This is a genomic window from Burkholderia sp. AU38729 (assembly GCF_020419725.1).
Lineage (GTDB): Bacteria > Pseudomonadota > Gammaproteobacteria > Burkholderiales > Burkholderiaceae > Burkholderia.
The window spans coordinates 465,825-482,103 of the sequence record NZ_JAIZQO010000003.1 but is presented as its reverse complement, the minus strand read 5'-3'; the positions used below and the strand labels follow the sequence as shown (position 1 = coordinate 482,103).

Below are 16,279 nucleotides of genomic sequence, written 5' to 3'. Positions count from 1 at the left end.
CTGGGTGGCCGGCGCTGCGAACGCCGCGGACTCATTCCGCGTCGCGCGCCGGCACAAGAATTTCGCGGTTGCCGCTCGACGACATCGCCGACACGAGCCCCGACTGCTCCATCTGCTCGAGCAGCCGCGCCGCGCGGTTGTAGCCGATCCGCAGGTGGCGCTGCACGAGCGAGATCGATGCGCGGCGGTTCTTGATGACGATCTCGACCGCCTGGTCGTACAGCGGATCAGACTCCTCGCCGCCTTCGCCGGTTCCCGTGCCGGCCGAGCCCTCGTCGCCGTCGGCGGTGCCGCCTTCGAGCAGGCCCTCGACATAGTTCGGCTCGCCCTGCTCCTTGAGCTTCTCGACGACGCGGTGCACTTCGTCATCCGCGACGAACGCGCCATGCACGCGCACCGGCAGCCCGGTGCCCGGCGCCAGATACAGCATGTCGCCCATCCCGAGCAGCGATTCGGCGCCCATCTGGTCGAGAATCGTGCGCGAGTCGATCTTCGACGACACCTGGAACGCGATCCGCGTCGGCACGTTCGCCTTGATCAGGCCCGTGATCACGTCGACCGACGGACGCTGCGTCGCGAGGATCAGGTGGATGCCGGCCGCGCGCGCCTTCTGCGCGATCCGTGCAATCAGTTCCTCGACCTTCTTGCCGACGACCATCATCAGGTCGGCCAGCTCGTCGATCACCACGACGATGTTCGGCAGGCGGCCGAGCGGCTCCGGATCGTCCGGCGTCAGGCTGAACGGATTCGGCAGCTTCTCCTCGCGCTTCGCGGCCTCGTCGATCTTGTTGTTGTAGCCCGCCAGGTTGCGCACGCCGAGCTTGCTCATCAGCTTGTAGCGGCGCTCCATCTCGGCGACCGTCCAGTTCAGCGCGTGGCCGGCCTGGCGCATGTCGGTGACGACCGGGCACAGCAGGTGCGGAATACCCTCGTAGACGCTCATTTCGAGCATCTTCGGATCGATCAGGATCAGGCGCACCTGGTCAGCCGTCGCCTTGTACAGCAGCGACAGGATCATCGCGTTGATCCCGACCGACTTGCCCGAACCGGTCGTGCCGGCCACCAGCAGGTGAGGCATCTTCGCGAGATCCGCGCACACCGGCTTGCCGCCGATGTCCTTGCCGAGGCTCAGCGTGAGCGCCGACGACGCGGCCGCGTACACCTCGGAACCGATGATCTCGGACAGGTGCACCGTCTGGCGGCGCTGGTTCGGCAGCTCGAGCGCCATGTAGTTCTTGCCGGGAATCGTCTCGACGACGCGGATCGACACGAGCGACAGCGAGCGTGCGAGATCCTTCGCGAGGTTGACGATCTGGCTGCCCTTCACGCCGGTGGCCGGTTCGATCTCGTAGCGTGTGACGACCGGCCCCGGATAGGCGGCGACGACGCTCGCCTCGACGCCGAAATCCTTCAGCTTCTTCTCGATCAGGCGCGACGTGAATTCGAGCGTGTCGGCCGAAATCGCCTCCTGCGCCTTTGGCGCGGGATCGAGCAGCGATACCGCGGGCAACGTCGAATCGCCCGGCAGGTCGGTGAAGAGCGGCACCTGGCGCTCACGCTCGACGCGCTCGGACTTCGCCGGCGTGACGACCGGCGGCACGATCGTCACCGGCTCGTGATCCTCGATGCGCACGCGCTCCTCTTCGACCTTGCCTTCGCGGCGCACGGCCGCGGCCTCGCCGAGCTTGCGGTCGCGCTCGGCCTCGCGGCGCAGCTTCGCGACGTTGACGGCGGACAGGATCGCGCCGCCGACACGCTCGGCGACCGACAGCCACGAGAAACGGAAATACAGCGACAGGCCGATCGCGAGCGCGATCAGCAGCAGCAGCGTGCCGCCCGTGAAGCCGAACGCGTGCGACATCGCACCCGCGACGGCCTCGCCGACGACGCCGCCCGGCGCGCGCGGCAACTGCACCTTCAGCGACCACATGCGCAGCGCCTCGATGCCGTCGCACGCCAGCACGACGAGCACGAACGCGAGGATTTCGGTGAGCCAGCCGATCGGCCGCTCGGGTTCGTCCGAGACCGCCTCGTGGCGCGTGATGCGGCGATAGTTGACGGCGATGCGCCGCGCGAGCGGCACGATCAGCCAGTAGGCCGACAGGCCGAACAGCAGCAGGATGATGTCGGCCGTCCACGCGCCGACGCGGCCGGCCCAGTTCGTGATGTGATCCACCTGGGCGGCGTGCGTCCAACTCGGATCGCGCCGGCTGTAGCTCAGCAGGGCCATCACCAGAAATGCGCAGAGCGCGACCTGGAGAATCCAGCGGATCTCCGTGAGGAGCTTCGACATCCGGTGCGGCAACGCCTGTGCCTGGGCGGAATAAGGAGCTTTTGCCATGAATCCGTATAAAGAGGACGGGCCGTGCGCCCGCCTGTCGTTCGATCCCGCTTATTGTAAACGCTGCACCGGGCCGCCAAGTGTAAATGACGGTTACATAACAGGGCCGGGGCGCCGACGCCCCCGCGGGTGCATTTCCCGGCAGACCTTTCGCCGTGGTACGGCCGCCCCCGTCGGGCACCGCCGCGACGCCCCTCGAGCCGGCGCCGGGCCCCGCTGCACACGTGCGGCAACGCGCCGCCGAGTGCCCTGCCCACCCCGCGTGCGCGGCCGTTGCACTGCCCGACACTATCGGGACGATTGAAACTCTCGTTCGGCAACGCAGCAACGGGGCCTTTATAATGCGCGTCTGATACCCATCTATGACGGCATCCCGGTCAACCCGGATCGTACGGCAAGCCCTACCCCGCCCGCCGCGGCCGCCTTTTACGGATTCGCACATGTCCACGCCCAAACACGCCAAAGTCCTGATTCTCGGTTCCGGCCCCGCCGGCTACACGGCTGCCGTCTACGCGGCACGCGCCAACCTGTCCCCGGTGCTGATCACCGGCATCGCGCAGGGCGGCCAACTGATGACCACGACCGACGTCGAAAACTGGCCGGCAGACGCGAAAGGCGTGCAGGGTCCGGAGCTGATGGCGCGCTTCCTCGAGCACGCCGAGCGCTTCAACACCGAAATCGTGTTCGACCACATCCACACCGCGAAGCTGCACGAGCAGCCGATCCGCCTGATCGGCGACTCGGGCGAATACACGTGCGACTCGCTGATCATCGCGACTGGCGCGTCCGCGCAGTATCTCGGCCTGCCGTCCGAAGAAGCGTTCATGGGCAAGGGCGTGTCGGCCTGCGCGACCTGCGACGGCTTCTTCTATCGCGGCCAGGAAGTCGCGGTGATCGGCGGCGGCAACACGGCCGTCGAGGAAGCGCTCTACCTGACGGGCATCGCGAAGAAGGTCACGGTGATCCACCGTCGCGACAAGTTCCGCGCGGAGCCGATCCTGATCGACCGCCTGCTGGAGAAGGAAAAGGAAGGCGCGGTCGTGATCAAGTGGGATCACGTGCTCGACGAAGTGACCGGCGAGGATTCGGGCGTCACCGGCCTGCGCATCAAGAACGTGAAGACCGGCTCGACCGAAGACCTCGCCGTGCAGGGCGTGTTCGTCGCGATCGGCCACAAGCCGAACACCGACCTGTTCCAGGGCCAGCTCGAGATGAAGGACGGCTACATCCTGACGAAGAGCGGCCTGCACGGCAACGCGACGTCGACGAGCGTGCCGGGCGTGTTCGCCGCGGGCGACGTGCAGGACAACGTGTACCGCCAGGCGATCACCAGCGCCGGCACGGGCTGCATGGCCGCGCTCGACGCGCAGCGCTACCTCGAAAGCCTGCACGACAAGAAGTAAGCCGCGAGACCTGTCGCGCCGGGCGCTACAATGGCGTCCGCTGCCGCGAAGCGGGTCTGGCCGGACAAGCCGCTGCCGCCGTGCAGCGGCTTTTTTTTGCCCGCGCGCCCGAACGCGCCTGCCCTGCGTACCGAATCATGGCGAAGAACCAGCCCCATCCGAGCGATCCCGCAAAGCGCCAGATCGCCGCCCGTCCCGCGAACCCCGCGCCCGTCGCGCCGGCGCCCGCGCCCGATCCCGCCGCGTTGCGCGGCCAGGGGCTCGCGGGCCTCGGCGCGCTGCGCAAGTCGCTGCAAGGCGAAGCCGATCGCCGCGACCGCGAGCGCATCGAAACGGCCAAGGCCGAGCGCAAGGCGGAAGCCGACGCGAACCTGTTCCGCAACGAGATCGGCGCGATCCGCCCGCTGAACGCACCGCCGCGCGCGGCGGCCGGCCGCACGCCGCCCGACCCGGTGCCGAAGCAGACGCAGCGCGACGAGGAGGCCGTGCTGAACGCGACGCTGTCCGACGAATTCGATCCCGAGACGCTGCTCGACAGCGACGACTCGCTGTACTACCACCGCCCCGGCATCAGCCGCGACGTCGTGCGCAAGCTGCGCCGCGGCGCGTGGATCGTGCAGGCGCAGATCGACCTGCACGGGATGCGGCGCGACGAGGCGCGCGACGCGCTCGCCGAGTTCATCCGCGAAGCCGGCAAGAAGGGGCTGCGCTGCCTGCGCGTGATCCACGGCAAGGGGCTCGGCTCGATCGGCAAGGAACCCGTGCTGAAAGGCAAGGTGCGCGCGTGGCTCGTGCAGAAGGAAGAAGTGATCGCGTTCTGCGAGGCGCGCGGCAACGACGGCGGCGCGGGCGCGGTGCTGGTGCTGCTGCAGCCGTTCGCGGCGCCGGGCGACCGGGGGCCGCGTGCCGCATCCTAGGCTGACGCTCGCGATCGCGGTACTGGAGGCGATCGCCACGCTGGCCTTTGCGATCTCGGGCTTCATCGAGGCGCGCAAAAACCGCCTCGACTCGGTCGGCACGTTCGTCGTCGCGCTCGCCACCGCGTTCGGCGGCGGCACGCTGCGCGACATCCTGCTCGAGCGCCGGCCGTTCTACTGGGTCGTGCACGACGACTACGTGATCGCGATCTTCGTGCTCGCGCTGTTCGCGCCGTTCGTGCTGCGGATGCTGTCGCGGCTGTCGGCCGAGCGATTGCTGCTCGTCGCCGATGCGATCGGGCTCGGGATCTTCAGCATCTCGGGCACGGCGATCGCGCTCGATGCCGAGATGCCGCGCTTCATCGCGGTGATGATGGGCGTGATCACGGGCGTGGTCGGCGGGATCGTCCGCGACGTGCTGTGCAACGACATCCCGCTGATCCTGCGCGATTCGCGGCCCTACGCGACCTGCGCGTTCGTCGGCTGCTGGTTCTACCTGCTGCTCGTGTGGCTGCAGTTCGATTCCGTCTACAGCGTGCTGCTCGCGACCGGCTTCATCCTCGTCGCGCGGCTCGCGACGTTCAAGTTCGACGTAAGGCTGCCGCACTGAGGCCAACGATTCCCGGAAACTCAAGGGGCTGCTGAAGCAACCCTTTGCCGTTGCCCGCCCGTGATTCAGGACCAAAGCGAGCTATTGCATACGGACACGATTTCTTACAATTGCCTTTCATTGCTCGACGAAGCCATGCTACGTTCCGCACCATGATTTCAAACGGATGGCAAGGGCATGGTCATCTTTTACGCGGTAGTCGAAGACGATCCGCTGGACAGTGGCGGCTACGTACTCGACGGAGGCGAATGCGGAACGATCGTCGGCGACGACGGCAAGCGCCGCAGAATCACATTCGTCGGACAGCGGGCTTGGTGCAGTACCTGCGAAAGCATCGGAACGATTGAAGCAGCGCCCGGTACGCCGAACAAAAGGCGACTGCGCGACTTCACCTCTGCAGGACGAGTTCAAGCCCTCAGTGGTGATTGGGTCCGATGCCGCTGTGAACGTCCTCCACGCATCAACTCGCGGTACGGGCGCAAATGGAAAATAGCCGAAACCGAGCTCGATACCGGGATACCGGCCGCAGTCGCTGCAATGCCCGGCACCCCGGCAACTGCGCTGCCCACCTATGACGATCGCTTCGTCCTTCGGGACGCTGACGGCAACCCTCTGAGCTACACCGGTTATGCGCTGCGGCGTGACACGGGAACATTCGAATACGGCAGAACAGATGCGTCCGGACAAACGCACCTGCTCGCCGCTACGCCGCATGCTGAAAATATCACGATCTATCTCGCCGAATAGCCATGCCGGAAAATACTCACGTCTCCCCTAACGGTAACCGATACAAGCTGGTCGCGGCACGCACGACCACGCCAACGAGTGATGCTTCACCTAAGCCGGTCACTGTCCGCTCCAAGACATTCTGGAAATCGATCCGTGAATGGACTGATACCGACATCGCTGAATATCACCGCACCGTCCCACAACTCGCAGCGCAGATCCAGGCCGAAACGTACTGGGATCGAAATGGAAGCACGCGCGCAAATCGATTTACGTGCGAGGACTTCGCGCTACGGTTGCTCATCCAGTTTTCCGCATTGCGAGGACTGCCGCTCAACGTGACAACCGGCGTGCGAAGCTATCGGAATGAGGAAATCTACGGCGAACCCGAGCACCGACAATACGATTCGACAATGTACGGTTTCGCCGACATGGTATCGCTGACTTTCGGTGCACCAGACGTACAGCGTACAGGTTCGAATACCACACAACTCCAAACACCGGAGTCGCTCCTGCCCGGAGACATGCTTGTACAGGCCAATGATCGTGCGGGTATTGGACACCACGTTCAAATGGTCACGAGGGTCTCACCGTCTTCCATTGCGATCATGCAGGGGAATTCGAGTGGCGTGATCGTTCGTCCGTTCACAACAATCATGCGAATATTCGGCCGCAATCGCGCGGACCCGCAAAGCGCCAGCTATGCAGGCATGGGCGTCGAAAACGGACATTACACGCCCGGCGAAGATGGGTGGGACTACAGAAACGAGACGACCGGAGCCGAGGTCAAAAACTTTCTGAAGCAGTTTCAGCTGTATCGCTGGAATTTCACTGCATTCAACCAGTAACCCGCGGAGCGGACATGCGTGCGTTTTTTTCAGTGATCGCGGACAGCGATCTATTTGGTGCACTCGCGACCGTATGCTTGCTTGTCGCAGTGGGCGGCTTGTTTCCCAGGGTGCGTCACTCGAAGCATTATTTTCCGGCCGTCTTCGCGTGTCTCCTGTTCATGCCGGTGCTACATGCAATCGGCTCGTATTTTTTGTCACTGCCGAGTCCATGACTGCAACCTCCGGCCGTCAGGCATCGAGGGAAAGGCGATAACTGCAGCGAATGCAGCGACCCCGCTTGCGCCGGAGCAATCGACGCGCCGCCAAAAGCCACGTGTGGCCCGGACACCTCATCGATCGCCCCAAGCGACTTTGCATCACGCGATCCGCTCCTCCGACGCCGGATCGAACAGCACCGCCTTCGACACGTCGAACAGCAGCGACAGCGTCTGGTCGGGCTGCGGGTTCGCGGCCGGATGCACGCGACTCACGATGCGCTTGCCGTTCACCTGCGCGAACACGTGCGTATCCGGCCCGGTCGGCTCGGTCACGTCGACGCGCACGTCGAACGGCTGCAGGTGCGACGCGTCGCCGTTGTGCGCGTGGCGCACGTCGGTGATGCGCTCCGGGCGCAGGCCGAGGATCACCTCGCGGCCGACGTGCGACTTCAGCTTCGCCGCATCGAACGGCAGGTTCAGCACGCCGCGCTTGACGCCCGTGTCGACTTCAAGCGCGATCCCGCTGCCCTGCTCGACCAGCTTGCCGTTGATGAAGTTCATCGGCGGCGCGCCGATGAAGCCCGCGACGAACAGGTTCGACGGCGAATCGTAGATCTCCTGCGGCGCGCCGAACTGCTGGACCACGCCGTCCTTCATCACCGCGATCCGGTCGCCGAGCGTCATCGCCTCGATCTGGTCGTGCGTCACGTAGACGATCGTCGTGCCGAGGCGCTGGTGCAGCAGCTTGATTTCCGCGCGCATCTCGATGCGCAGCTTCGCGTCGAGGTTCGACAGCGGCTCGTCGAACAGGAACAGCGACGGATCGCGCGCGAGTGCCCGGCCCATCGCGACACGCTGGCGCTGGCCGCCCGACAGCTGGCCCGGCTTGCGGTCGAGCAGGTGCTGGATCTGCAGCATCTGCGACACGCGGTCGACGATCTGCTGCTGTTCGCTCTTCGGCACCTTGCGGATGTTCAGGCCGAACGAGATGTTCTCGCGCACCGTCATCGACGGATACAGCGCGTACGACTGGAACACCATCGCGATGTCGCGATCCTTCGGCGACAGGTCGTTGACGACCTTGCCGTCGATGCAGATCTCCCCGCTCGTCACGGTCTCGAGCCCGGCGATCATGTTGAGCAGCGTCGACTTCCCGCAGCCCGACCCGCCGACCAGGATCAGGAACTGTCCGTCCTCGATCTCGATGTCGACACCCTTCAGGACCGGCACCCCGTTCGGGTAGGTCTTGTACACGTCACGGATGGAAAGGCTTGCCATGCTGTGAATCCTCTGTCTCGTCTCGCGCGGCGCACTCCGGCGCCGCGTCGGGTTCGTTTCGATGCGCCGCGCGCGAGGCGCGGCCGGTTCGTCGTATCGGATGAAGCCGCGCTTACCCCTTCACCGCGCCCGCCGTCAGCCCGCGCACGAAGTAGCGGCCGGCGACGATGTAGACGAGCAGCGTCGGCAGCGCGGCGATGATCGCGCCGGCCATGTCGACGTTGTATTCCTTCACGCCCGTCGACGTGTTGACGAGGTTGTTCAGCGCAACCGTGATCGGCATCGAATCGACGCCGGAGAACACGATCCCGAACAGGAAGTCGTTCCAGATCTGCGTGAATTGCCAGATCAGGCACACCATGAAGATCGGCAGCGACACGGGCAGCAGGATCTTCGTGAAGATCGTGAAGAAGCCCGCGCCGTCGATGCGCGCGGCCTTCACGAGCTCGGCCGGCACGCTCACGTAGAAGTTGCGGAAGAACATCGTCGTGAACGCGATGCCGTACACGACGTGCACGAACACGAGGCCCGGAATCGTGTTGGCGAGGCCGAGCATCCCCTGCAGGCGCGCCATCGGCAGCAGGATCACCTGGAACGGGATGAAGCAGCCGACCAGCATCATCGTGAACAGCGCGTCGGCGCCGCGAAAGCGCCAGTGCGTGAGCACGTAGCCGTTGAACGCGCCGATCAGCGACGAGATCAGCACGGCCGGGATCACCATCTGCAGCGAGTTCAGGAAGAACGGCTTCATGCCGTCGCAGCGCACGCCGGTGCATGCGCCGCTCCAGGCTTTCACCCACGGGTCGACGGTCCACGTGGTGGGCGGCGTCAGCAGGTTGCCGGTGCGCAGCTGGTCGAGATCCTTGAACGACGTCGACAGCATCACGTAGATCGGGAACAGGAAATACAGCGCGAACAGGATCAGTGCCGCATAGATCACTGCCCGGCTGATCGTCATCTTAGGCTGCATTGCGGGTGCTCCTCGATTCCATATACATCAGCGGCACCAGCACCGCGACCACGGTCGCGAGCATCATCACCGAGGACGCCGCGCCGAGCCCGAGCTGGCCGCGGTTGAACGAAAACGTGTACATGAACATGGCCGGCAGCGACGACGACGTGCCCGGGCCACCCGCCGTCAGCGCGACGACGAGGTCGAAGGTCTTGATCGTGATGTGGCAGAGGATCAGCAGCACCGAGAAGAACACCGGGCGCATGCTCGGGATCACGATCTTGCGGTAGATGGTCGGCAGCGTCGCGCCATCGACCTGCGCGGCCTTGAAGATCTCCGCGTCGACCCCGCGCAGCCCCGCGAGGAACAGCGCCATCACGAAGCCGGTCGACTGCCACACGGCCGCGATCACCACGCAGAAGATCGCCTTGTCCGGATCGTCGAGCCAGCCGAACGAGAAGCTCGTCCAGCCCCAGTCGTGCATCACCTTCTCGAGGCCGAGGCCCGGGTTCAGGATCCACTGCCACGCGGTGCCGGTGACGATGAACGACAGCGCCATCGGGTACAGGAAGACCGCGCGCAGCGCGCCTTCGTTGCGGATCCGCTGGTCGAGCAGGATCGCGAGGAACAGCCCGAGCGCGACGCAGATCACGATGAACGGAATCCCGAACCAGCCGAGGTTCGCGGCGGAGGTCCACCACACGTCGTTCTGGAACAGGTCCGAGTAACGGCCGAAGCCGTCGAATTCGTAGTTCGGCAACAGCCGCGAACGGGTCAGCGACAGATAGCCGGTAATCAGGATGAAGCCGTAGATGAACACCACGGCGATCGCGACGCTCGGCGCAAGCACGAGCTTCGGGATCCAGCGATCGGCGAAGGCCGACATCGGCGACGTACGCCGTGCGGCGGCAGCGCCGGATCCGTTTCCGCTAAGAGGGGCAGCCACTTGATTCGACTCCTGGAACGAGGGCGACGCAGGCCGGGCCGGCGCCGGGTACGGCACGGGCTTCGCGGGCGAGCCCGTTTGCTGCACATGCAAAAACGCCCGGCCGATGAAGCGTTTCCGGCCGGGCGCCTGGCGCGCGTTACTTGACCTTCGCGGCCTTCGCGAGCGCGGCGACCGCGCTCTTCGAATCCTGCTGCGAGTTCATGAACTTCGTCACGACGTCCGTGATCGCGCCGGCGGTCGCGTCGCTCTGCGCCATCCCGTGCGCGAGCGACGGCACGAAGCCGCCCGACTTGATCGCGGTCTGCTCGTCGGCATACGACTTCTTCGCGCAGTCGTCGAACTTGTCCATCTTCACGCCGAGGCGGACCGGCACCGAACCCTTCAGCAGGCTGAACTGCTCCTGGAAGTCCGGCGTCATGATCGTCTTCGCGAGCGCGAGCTGGCCCGGCGTCGCGTTCTTCTCGCCCTTCTGCTGGAAGAACACGAACGAATCGACGTTGAACGTATAGGCATTCGCCGTGCCCGGCACTGCCGCGCAGATGTAGTCCTTGCCCGCCTTCTTGCCGGCGTTCTCGAACTCGCCCTTCGCCCAGTCGCCCATGAACTGCATGCCGGCCTTGCCGTTGATCACCATCGCGGTCGCGAGGTTCCAGTCGCGGCCGTTACGGCCGGTATCGAAGTAGCCCTGGATCTTGCGCACCGTGTCGAACACGGACAGCATCTGCGGCGAGGTCAGCGTCGCCTGGTCGAGGTCGACCAGCGCCTTCTTGTAGAACGCCGGGCCCTGCGACAGCACGACGTCTTCCCACAGCGTCAGGTCCTGCCACGGCTGGCCGCCCATCGCGACCGGCTGGATGCCCGCGGCCTTCAGCTTGTCGGCCACCGCGAAGAATTCAGGCCAGGTGGTCGGCACCTTCGCGCCGACCTTGTCGAGCGCGGCCTTGTTGATGTACAGCCAGTTCACGCGGTGCACCGAGAACGGCGCCGCGACGGTGTGGCCCTTGTACTTGATGATCTTGTCGATTTCCGGCGGCAGGTTCTGCTTCCAGTCGCCGGCAGCGGAATCGATGTTGACGAGCACGCCCTGGTCGGCCCAGTCCTGGATCAGCGGGCCCTTGATCTGCGCGGCCGACGGTGCGTCGCCGCTGATCACCTTGGTCTTCAGCGCGGTCATGGCCGCGGCGCCGGCGCCGCCCGCGACCGCGAAGTCCTTCCACACGTAGCCCTGCTTCTGCACGTCGTCCTTCAGCACGCCGACGGCCTTCGACTCGCCACCCGAGGTCCACCAGTGCAGCACCGTCACATTCTCGGCTGCCTGCGCCGCCACGGCGCCGGCCATCAGACCTGCGGCGCAGAGCGCGCCCATGATCGAGCGAACTTTCATTACTTATCTCCTCCAGACTGAATCAACTCGTGAGGTTCCCTGACAGGGAACCGGCTTCTTGATAACGACGGGGAAATCGAGCCGCGGGACGCATGCAGCGTACGGGGCCGATGACCGGCCGGGCTCTTACAGAAAGCGTGAATCGAGATTCAACGGCGTGTCTCCTCTTGGTGTTTCTGGCCCGCCGCGATGATGCGGCGCGAGCCCGGGGCCGACGCCGCGCTGACGATGCGCGCCGTCAATGTCCGATAACATTCGGCACAAGGCGTTCCCGAAGATGAAGCTCGCGCAGTTCATCGACCGCACTTCTTTTTTTCTTCACCCAGGTGCTACCCCTTGCGGCGGATTGTAGTTAAACTACAATTCAGTGTCAAAAATATTTTTATCGCACTACGGATCGCTTCCGAGCACCCCAAACCCGGCGGAGACACATGCATACCGATTCCAGCTTTACCTTCGTACTTTTCGGCGGCACCGGCGATCTGTCGATGCGCAAGATCCTGCCTGCGCTGTTCGAAGCGCACCGTGCGAACATGCTGGCGGAGAGCGGCCGGATCGTCGCCGTGGCGCGTCATGAGTCGGATCGGGCGTCCTATCTCGAATGGGTCGACACGCACGTGAAGCCGCACGCGGCCAAGGCCGCCGGCAACGCGTTCGACGAAGCTGCGTGGAAGTCCTTCCTCGATCGCATCGAGTACGTGCACCTCGATCTCGGCCGCGCGGAAGACTACGTCGTGCTGCGCGACGCGGTGGCATCGCTGCCCGGCATCCGCGTGTTCTATCTCGCGACGGGCCCGTCGCTGTTCGTGCCGATCTGCAAGGCGCTCGCGTCGGTCGGCCTGAGCGAAGGCTCGCGCATCGTGCTCGAGAAGCCGCTCGGCTACGACCTGAAGTCGTCGAACGCGATCAACGACGCGGTCGGCGAGATCTTCGCGGAAGACCAGATCTACCGGATCGACCACTACCTCGGTAAAGAACCCGTGCAGAACCTGCTTGCGCTGCGCTTCGGCAATGCGCTGTTCGAGCCGCTGTGGCGCCGCGAATGGGTCGAGAGCATCCAGATCACGATCGCCGAGGAGCTCGGCGTCGAGGCACGCGGCGATTTCTACGACAATACCGGCGCACTGCGCGACATGGTGCAGAACCACCTGCTGCAGCTGCTGTCGATCGTCGCGATGGAGCCGCCGCATTCGATGGATTCGGATTCGGTGCGCGACGAAAAGCTGCGCGTACTGCGCGCGCTGAAGCCCGTCGATCCGCGCGACATCGGCAAGGTGGCCGTGCGCGGCCAGTATCATGCGGGCGTGATCAAGGGCGCGCAGGTGCCGGCCTACGCGACCGAACCGGGCGTGAAGCCCGACAGCCAGACCGAAACCTTCGTCGCATTGAAGGTCGAGATCGAGAACTGGCGCTGGGCCGGCGTGCCGTTCTTCCTGCGCACCGGCAAGCGGCTGGCCGATCGCGTCGCGGAGATCGTCGTCAATTTCCGCCCGGTGCCGCATTCGGCGCTCGGGCCCACCGCGCTGCGTCCCGGTTCGAACCGCCTCGTGATCCGGCTGCAGCCGAACGAGACGATCCGCCTGTACTGCCTCGCGAAGCAGCCCGGCGAAGGGATGAACCTCGCGAGCGTGCACCTCGACCTCGCGTTCGACCAGTTCTTCAAGGAAGGGCAGATGGAGGCGTACCAGCGCCTGCTGCTCGACGTGATCAACGGCCGTCTCGCCCTCTTCGTGCGACGCGACGAACAGGAAGCCGCATGGCGCTGGGTCGAGCCTATCCTGAACGAATGGGCGCGCACGCTGAAGCCGCCGAAGCCGTATGCGGCGGGCACGTGGGGGCCGGCCGCGGCGAGCGCGATGCTCGCGCAGCACGACACCTGTTGGCTCGAAGAAGAGAACTGATGCAAACCGTTGCCGCGCACGCCACCGTACGCGGCAACGTGCCCCACGATTCGTACGATTTGAACAGACAAAGCAGTCCGGAGGAGATGTGATCGAGATTCACGCTTTCGACACCCAGGAAGCGCAAAGCGAAGCGCTCGCGCGCGCCGTCGGCGATGCGCTGCGCGCCGCGCTCGCCGGCCCCGCGCGCCCGACGCTCGCGGTGTCCGGCGGCACGAGCCCGCGCCCGTTCCTGCACACGCTGTCGCACACGGCGCTCGACTGGGCCGGCGTCGACGTGACGCTGGTCGACGACCGCTGGGTGCCGGAGGACGATGCAGCCAGCAACGCGCACCTCGTGCGCGAGACGCTGCTGCAACACGCCGCCGCCCCTGCCCGCTTCCTGCCGCTCGTCGACACGCGCGCCGCGCTCGACGCGCACGTCGCCGCGCTGAACGCGAACGCCGACTACCGCGTGCCGAGCGTCGCGGTGCTCGGCATGGGCGAGGACGGCCATACCGCGTCGATCTTCGCCGATGCGCCCGAATGGGATCACGCGATCACGACGCCCGAGCGTTTCGTCGCCGTCCATCCCGGCACCGCGCCGCATGCGCGCGTGAGCTTCTCGCTCGATGCGCTCAAGCGCGTCGACCGGCTGTTCCTGCTGATCGCGGGCGAACGCAAACGCGCGGTGCTCGACGCCGCGGCCGCGTCGCTGCAGAAGAACGCGATTTCCCAACTGGCCAACGACAAGGGGACCCAGCTCGATGTCTACTGGTGCGCAAAGTAAGGCGGTCGTCGCGGGCCAGCATGCCGACGGCCCGCGCCTGCTCGCGGACGTCGGCGGCACCAACGCGCGCTTCGCGCTGGAAACCGGCCCGGGCGAGATCACGCAGATTCGCGTCTATCCCGGCGCCGACTATCCGACGATCACCGACGCGATCCGCAAGTATCTGAAGGATGTGAAGATCAGCCGCGTGAACCACGCGGCGATCGCGATCGCGAACCCGGTCGACGGCGATCAGGTCACGATGACCAACCACGACTGGAGCTTCTCGATCGAGGCGACGCGCCGCGCGCTCGGCTTCGACACGCTGCTCGTCGTCAACGATTTCACCGCGCTCGCGATGGCGCTGCCAGGCCTGACCGACGCGCAGCGCGTGCAGGTCGGCGGCGGCGCGCGCCGCCAGAACAGCGTGATCGGGCTGCTCGGGCCCGGCACCGGGCTCGGCGTGTCGGGGCTGATTCCGGCCGACGACCGCTGGATCGCGCTCGGCAGCGAAGGCGGCCACGCATCGTTCGCGCCGCAGGACGAGCGCGAGGATCTGGTGCTGCAGTACGCGCGCAAGAAGTTTCCGCACGTGTCGTTCGAACGCGTGTGCGCGGGCCCCGGCATGGAGATCATCTATCGCGCGCTCGCCGCGCGCGACAAGAAGCGCGTGGCCGCGACCGTCGACACGGTCGAGATCGTCGAGCGCGCCCATGCGGGCGACGCACTCGCGCTCGAGACGGTCGAATGCTTCTGCGGGATTCTCGGCGCGTTCGCGGGCAGCGTCGCGCTGACGCTCGGCGCGCTCGGCGGCGTGTACATCGGCGGCGGGGTCGCGCTGAAGCTCGGCGAACTGTTCACGCGCTCGTCGTTCCGCGCGCGCTTCGAGGCGAAGGGCCGCTTCACGCACTACCTCGAGAACATCCCGACCTACCTGATCACCGCCGAATACCCGGCGTTCCTCGGCGTATCGGCGATCCTCGCGGAGCAGTTGTCGAACCGCTCGGGCGGCGCGTCGTCGGCCGTGTTCGAACGGATCCGCCAGATGCGCGACGCGCTGACGCCGGCCGAGCGCCGCGTGGCCGATCTCGCGCTGAACCATCCGCGTTCGATCATCAACGATCCGATCGTCGACATCGCGCGCAAGGCCGACGTGAGCCAGCCGACCGTGATCCGCTTCTGCCGCTCGCTCGGCTGCCAGGGGCTGTCCGACTTCAAGCTGAAGCTCGCCACCGGCCTCACCGGCACGATCCCGATGAGCCACAGCCAGGTACATCTCGGCGACACGGCCACCGACTTCGGCGCGAAGGTGCTCGACAACACGGTGTCCGCGATCCTGCAGTTGCGCGAGCACCTGAATTTCGAGCATGTCGAGAACGCGATCGAGATCCTGAACGGCGCGCGGCGCATCGAGTTCTACGGGCTCGGCAACTCGAACATCGTCGCGCAGGACGCGCATTACAAGTTCTTCCGCTTCGGGATCCCGACGATCGCGTACGGCGACCTGTACATGCAGGCCGCATCGGCCGCGCTGCTCGGCAAGGGCGACGTGATCGTCGCGGTGTCGAAGTCGGGACGCGCGCCCGAGTTGCTGCGCGTGCTCGACGTCGCGATGCAGGCCGGCGCGAGGGTGATCGCGATCACGTCGAGCAACACGCCGCTCGCGAAGCGCGCGACCGTCGCGCTCGAAACCGACCACATCGAGATGCGCGAGTCGCAGCTGTCGATGATCTCGCGGATCCTGCATCTGCTGATGATCGACATCCTCGCGGTCGGCGTCGCGATTCGCCGTGCGTCGACGAACGGCGAACTGCCCGAGGCCGTCGCGCAGGCGAGGGCACGCGCGAGCGACGACGAAACGGCGGACGTGCTCGACTGGCTGAGCCACGGTGCGTCGCCGGCGGCGAAGGACGTCGCGCGGGATTGACTCGGTGCGGCGGCAGCCGCTTCCCGCGTTCGAAACGAAAACGCCACCGGCGCAGCGCGCGCGGTGGCGTTTTTCATGCTGCTGTCAGGCCGCGG

Annotated in this window: 13 protein-coding genes; 8 read left to right on the top strand and 5 right to left on the bottom strand. The window is 65.9% G+C overall.

Going from position 1 to position 16,279, the window contains the following annotated elements:
* Positions 1–31 precede the first annotated feature (31 nt).
* On the bottom strand, positions 32–2,341 hold the full coding sequence (locus tag LGM56_RS11085) for a DNA translocase FtsK (RefSeq protein ID WP_226204576.1): 2,310 nt from the start codon (positions 2,339–2,341) through the stop codon (positions 32–34).
* Between the two features lie 440 nt (positions 2,342–2,781).
* On the opposite strand from LGM56_RS11085, the gene trxB reads away from it, so the two are divergent.
* The 5 genes from trxB to LGM56_RS11060 all read left to right on the top strand — a co-directional run bounded on the left by trxB (position 2,782) and on the right by LGM56_RS11060 (position 6,845).
* Positions 2,782–3,744 (top strand): thioredoxin-disulfide reductase, encoded by a 963-nt coding sequence (trxB, locus tag LGM56_RS11080; protein ID WP_226204574.1) that lies wholly within the window; start codon positions 2,782–2,784, stop codon positions 3,742–3,744.
* 137 nt (positions 3,745–3,881) lie between these two features.
* Positions 3,882–4,661 (top strand): Smr/MutS family protein, encoded by a 780-nt coding sequence (locus LGM56_RS11075; RefSeq protein WP_226204572.1) that lies wholly within the window; start codon positions 3,882–3,884, stop codon positions 4,659–4,661.
* Positions 4,648–5,271 carry a trimeric intracellular cation channel family protein gene (locus tag LGM56_RS11070; RefSeq protein ID WP_039343458.1) on the top strand — a complete coding sequence of 208 codons (624 nt, stop codon included), beginning with the start codon at positions 4,648–4,650 and terminating at the stop codon, positions 5,269–5,271. Before LGM56_RS11075 ends, LGM56_RS11070 begins: the two co-directional genes overlap by 14 nt.
* A gap of 177 nt (positions 5,272–5,448) precedes the next feature.
* Positions 5,449–6,018, top strand: coding sequence for a PAAR domain-containing protein (locus LGM56_RS11065; RefSeq protein ID WP_226204569.1), 570 nt, complete (start codon positions 5,449–5,451; stop codon positions 6,016–6,018).
* Between the two features lie 2 nt (positions 6,019–6,020).
* Entirely contained in the window at positions 6,021–6,845 is an 825-nt protein-coding gene (locus LGM56_RS11060) for a hypothetical protein (RefSeq protein ID WP_226204567.1), read from the top strand.
* 359 nt (positions 6,846–7,204) lie between these two features.
* Here LGM56_RS11060 and LGM56_RS11055 read toward each other — a convergent pair whose 3' ends face one another.
* From LGM56_RS11055 to LGM56_RS11040, 4 genes are all read right to left on the bottom strand, one after another.
* Positions 7,205–8,323, bottom strand: a complete 1,119-nt coding sequence (locus LGM56_RS11055; protein WP_089472317.1) for an ABC transporter ATP-binding protein — start codon at positions 8,321–8,323, stop codon at positions 7,205–7,207.
* 112 nt (positions 8,324–8,435) lie between these two features.
* The gene (locus LGM56_RS11050; protein ID WP_011544828.1) at positions 8,436–9,293 is read right to left on the bottom strand and encodes a carbohydrate ABC transporter permease; all 858 of its coding nucleotides are present in this window, start codon (positions 9,291–9,293) and stop codon (positions 8,436–8,438) included.
* Positions 9,283–10,221 (bottom strand): carbohydrate ABC transporter permease, encoded by a 939-nt coding sequence (locus tag LGM56_RS11045; RefSeq protein WP_089439437.1) that lies wholly within the window; start codon positions 10,219–10,221, stop codon positions 9,283–9,285. Before LGM56_RS11045 ends, LGM56_RS11050 begins: the two co-directional genes overlap by 11 nt.
* Before the next feature lie 139 nt (positions 10,222–10,360).
* On the bottom strand, positions 10,361–11,608 hold the full coding sequence (locus LGM56_RS11040; RefSeq protein WP_059485260.1) for an ABC transporter substrate-binding protein: 1,248 nt from the start codon (positions 11,606–11,608) through the stop codon (positions 10,361–10,363).
* A gap of 431 nt (positions 11,609–12,039) precedes the next feature.
* Between LGM56_RS11040 and zwf the strand changes: the two genes are divergently transcribed.
* From zwf to LGM56_RS11025, 3 genes are all read left to right on the top strand, one after another.
* Positions 12,040–13,509, top strand: a complete 1,470-nt coding sequence (gene zwf, locus LGM56_RS11035; RefSeq protein WP_089439436.1) for a glucose-6-phosphate dehydrogenase — start codon at positions 12,040–12,042, stop codon at positions 13,507–13,509.
* 88 nt (positions 13,510–13,597) lie between these two features.
* The gene (gene pgl, locus LGM56_RS11030; protein ID WP_226204565.1) at positions 13,598–14,278 is read left to right on the top strand and encodes a 6-phosphogluconolactonase; all 681 of its coding nucleotides are present in this window, start codon (positions 13,598–13,600) and stop codon (positions 14,276–14,278) included.
* Positions 14,256–16,184, top strand: coding sequence for a bifunctional transcriptional regulator/glucokinase (locus LGM56_RS11025; protein ID WP_226204563.1), 1,929 nt, complete (start codon positions 14,256–14,258; stop codon positions 16,182–16,184). Before pgl ends, LGM56_RS11025 begins: the two co-directional genes overlap by 23 nt.
* The last annotated feature ends 95 nt before the right edge of the window (positions 16,185–16,279 follow it).

Bases quoted from the DNA above. Each gene is read 5' to 3' on its own strand.
- LGM56_RS11055 (WP_089472317.1), bottom strand. From the start codon at position 8,323: ATGGCAAGCCTTTCCATCCGTGACGTGTACAAGACCTACCCGAACGGG.
- LGM56_RS11065 (WP_226204569.1), top strand. From the start codon at position 5,449: ATGGTCATCTTTTACGCGGTAGTCGAAGACGATCCGCTGGACAGTGGC.
- zwf (WP_089439436.1), top strand. From the start codon at position 12,040: ATGCATACCGATTCCAGCTTTACCTTCGTACTTTTCGGCGGCACCGGC.
- LGM56_RS11025 (WP_226204563.1), top strand. From the start codon at position 14,256: ATGTCTACTGGTGCGCAAAGTAAGGCGGTCGTCGCGGGCCAGCATGCC.
- LGM56_RS11085 (WP_226204576.1), bottom strand. From the start codon at position 2,341: ATGGCAAAAGCTCCTTATTCCGCCCAGGCACAGGCGTTGCCGCACCGG.
- LGM56_RS11040 (WP_059485260.1), bottom strand. From the start codon at position 11,608: ATGAAAGTTCGCTCGATCATGGGCGCGCTCTGCGCCGCAGGTCTGATG.
- LGM56_RS11075 (WP_226204572.1), top strand. From the start codon at position 3,882: ATGGCGAAGAACCAGCCCCATCCGAGCGATCCCGCAAAGCGCCAGATC.
- LGM56_RS11050 (WP_011544828.1), bottom strand. From the start codon at position 9,293: ATGCAGCCTAAGATGACGATCAGCCGGGCAGTGATCTATGCGGCACTG.
- trxB (WP_226204574.1), top strand. From the start codon at position 2,782: ATGTCCACGCCCAAACACGCCAAAGTCCTGATTCTCGGTTCCGGCCCC.
- LGM56_RS11060 (WP_226204567.1), top strand. From the start codon at position 6,021: ATGCCGGAAAATACTCACGTCTCCCCTAACGGTAACCGATACAAGCTG.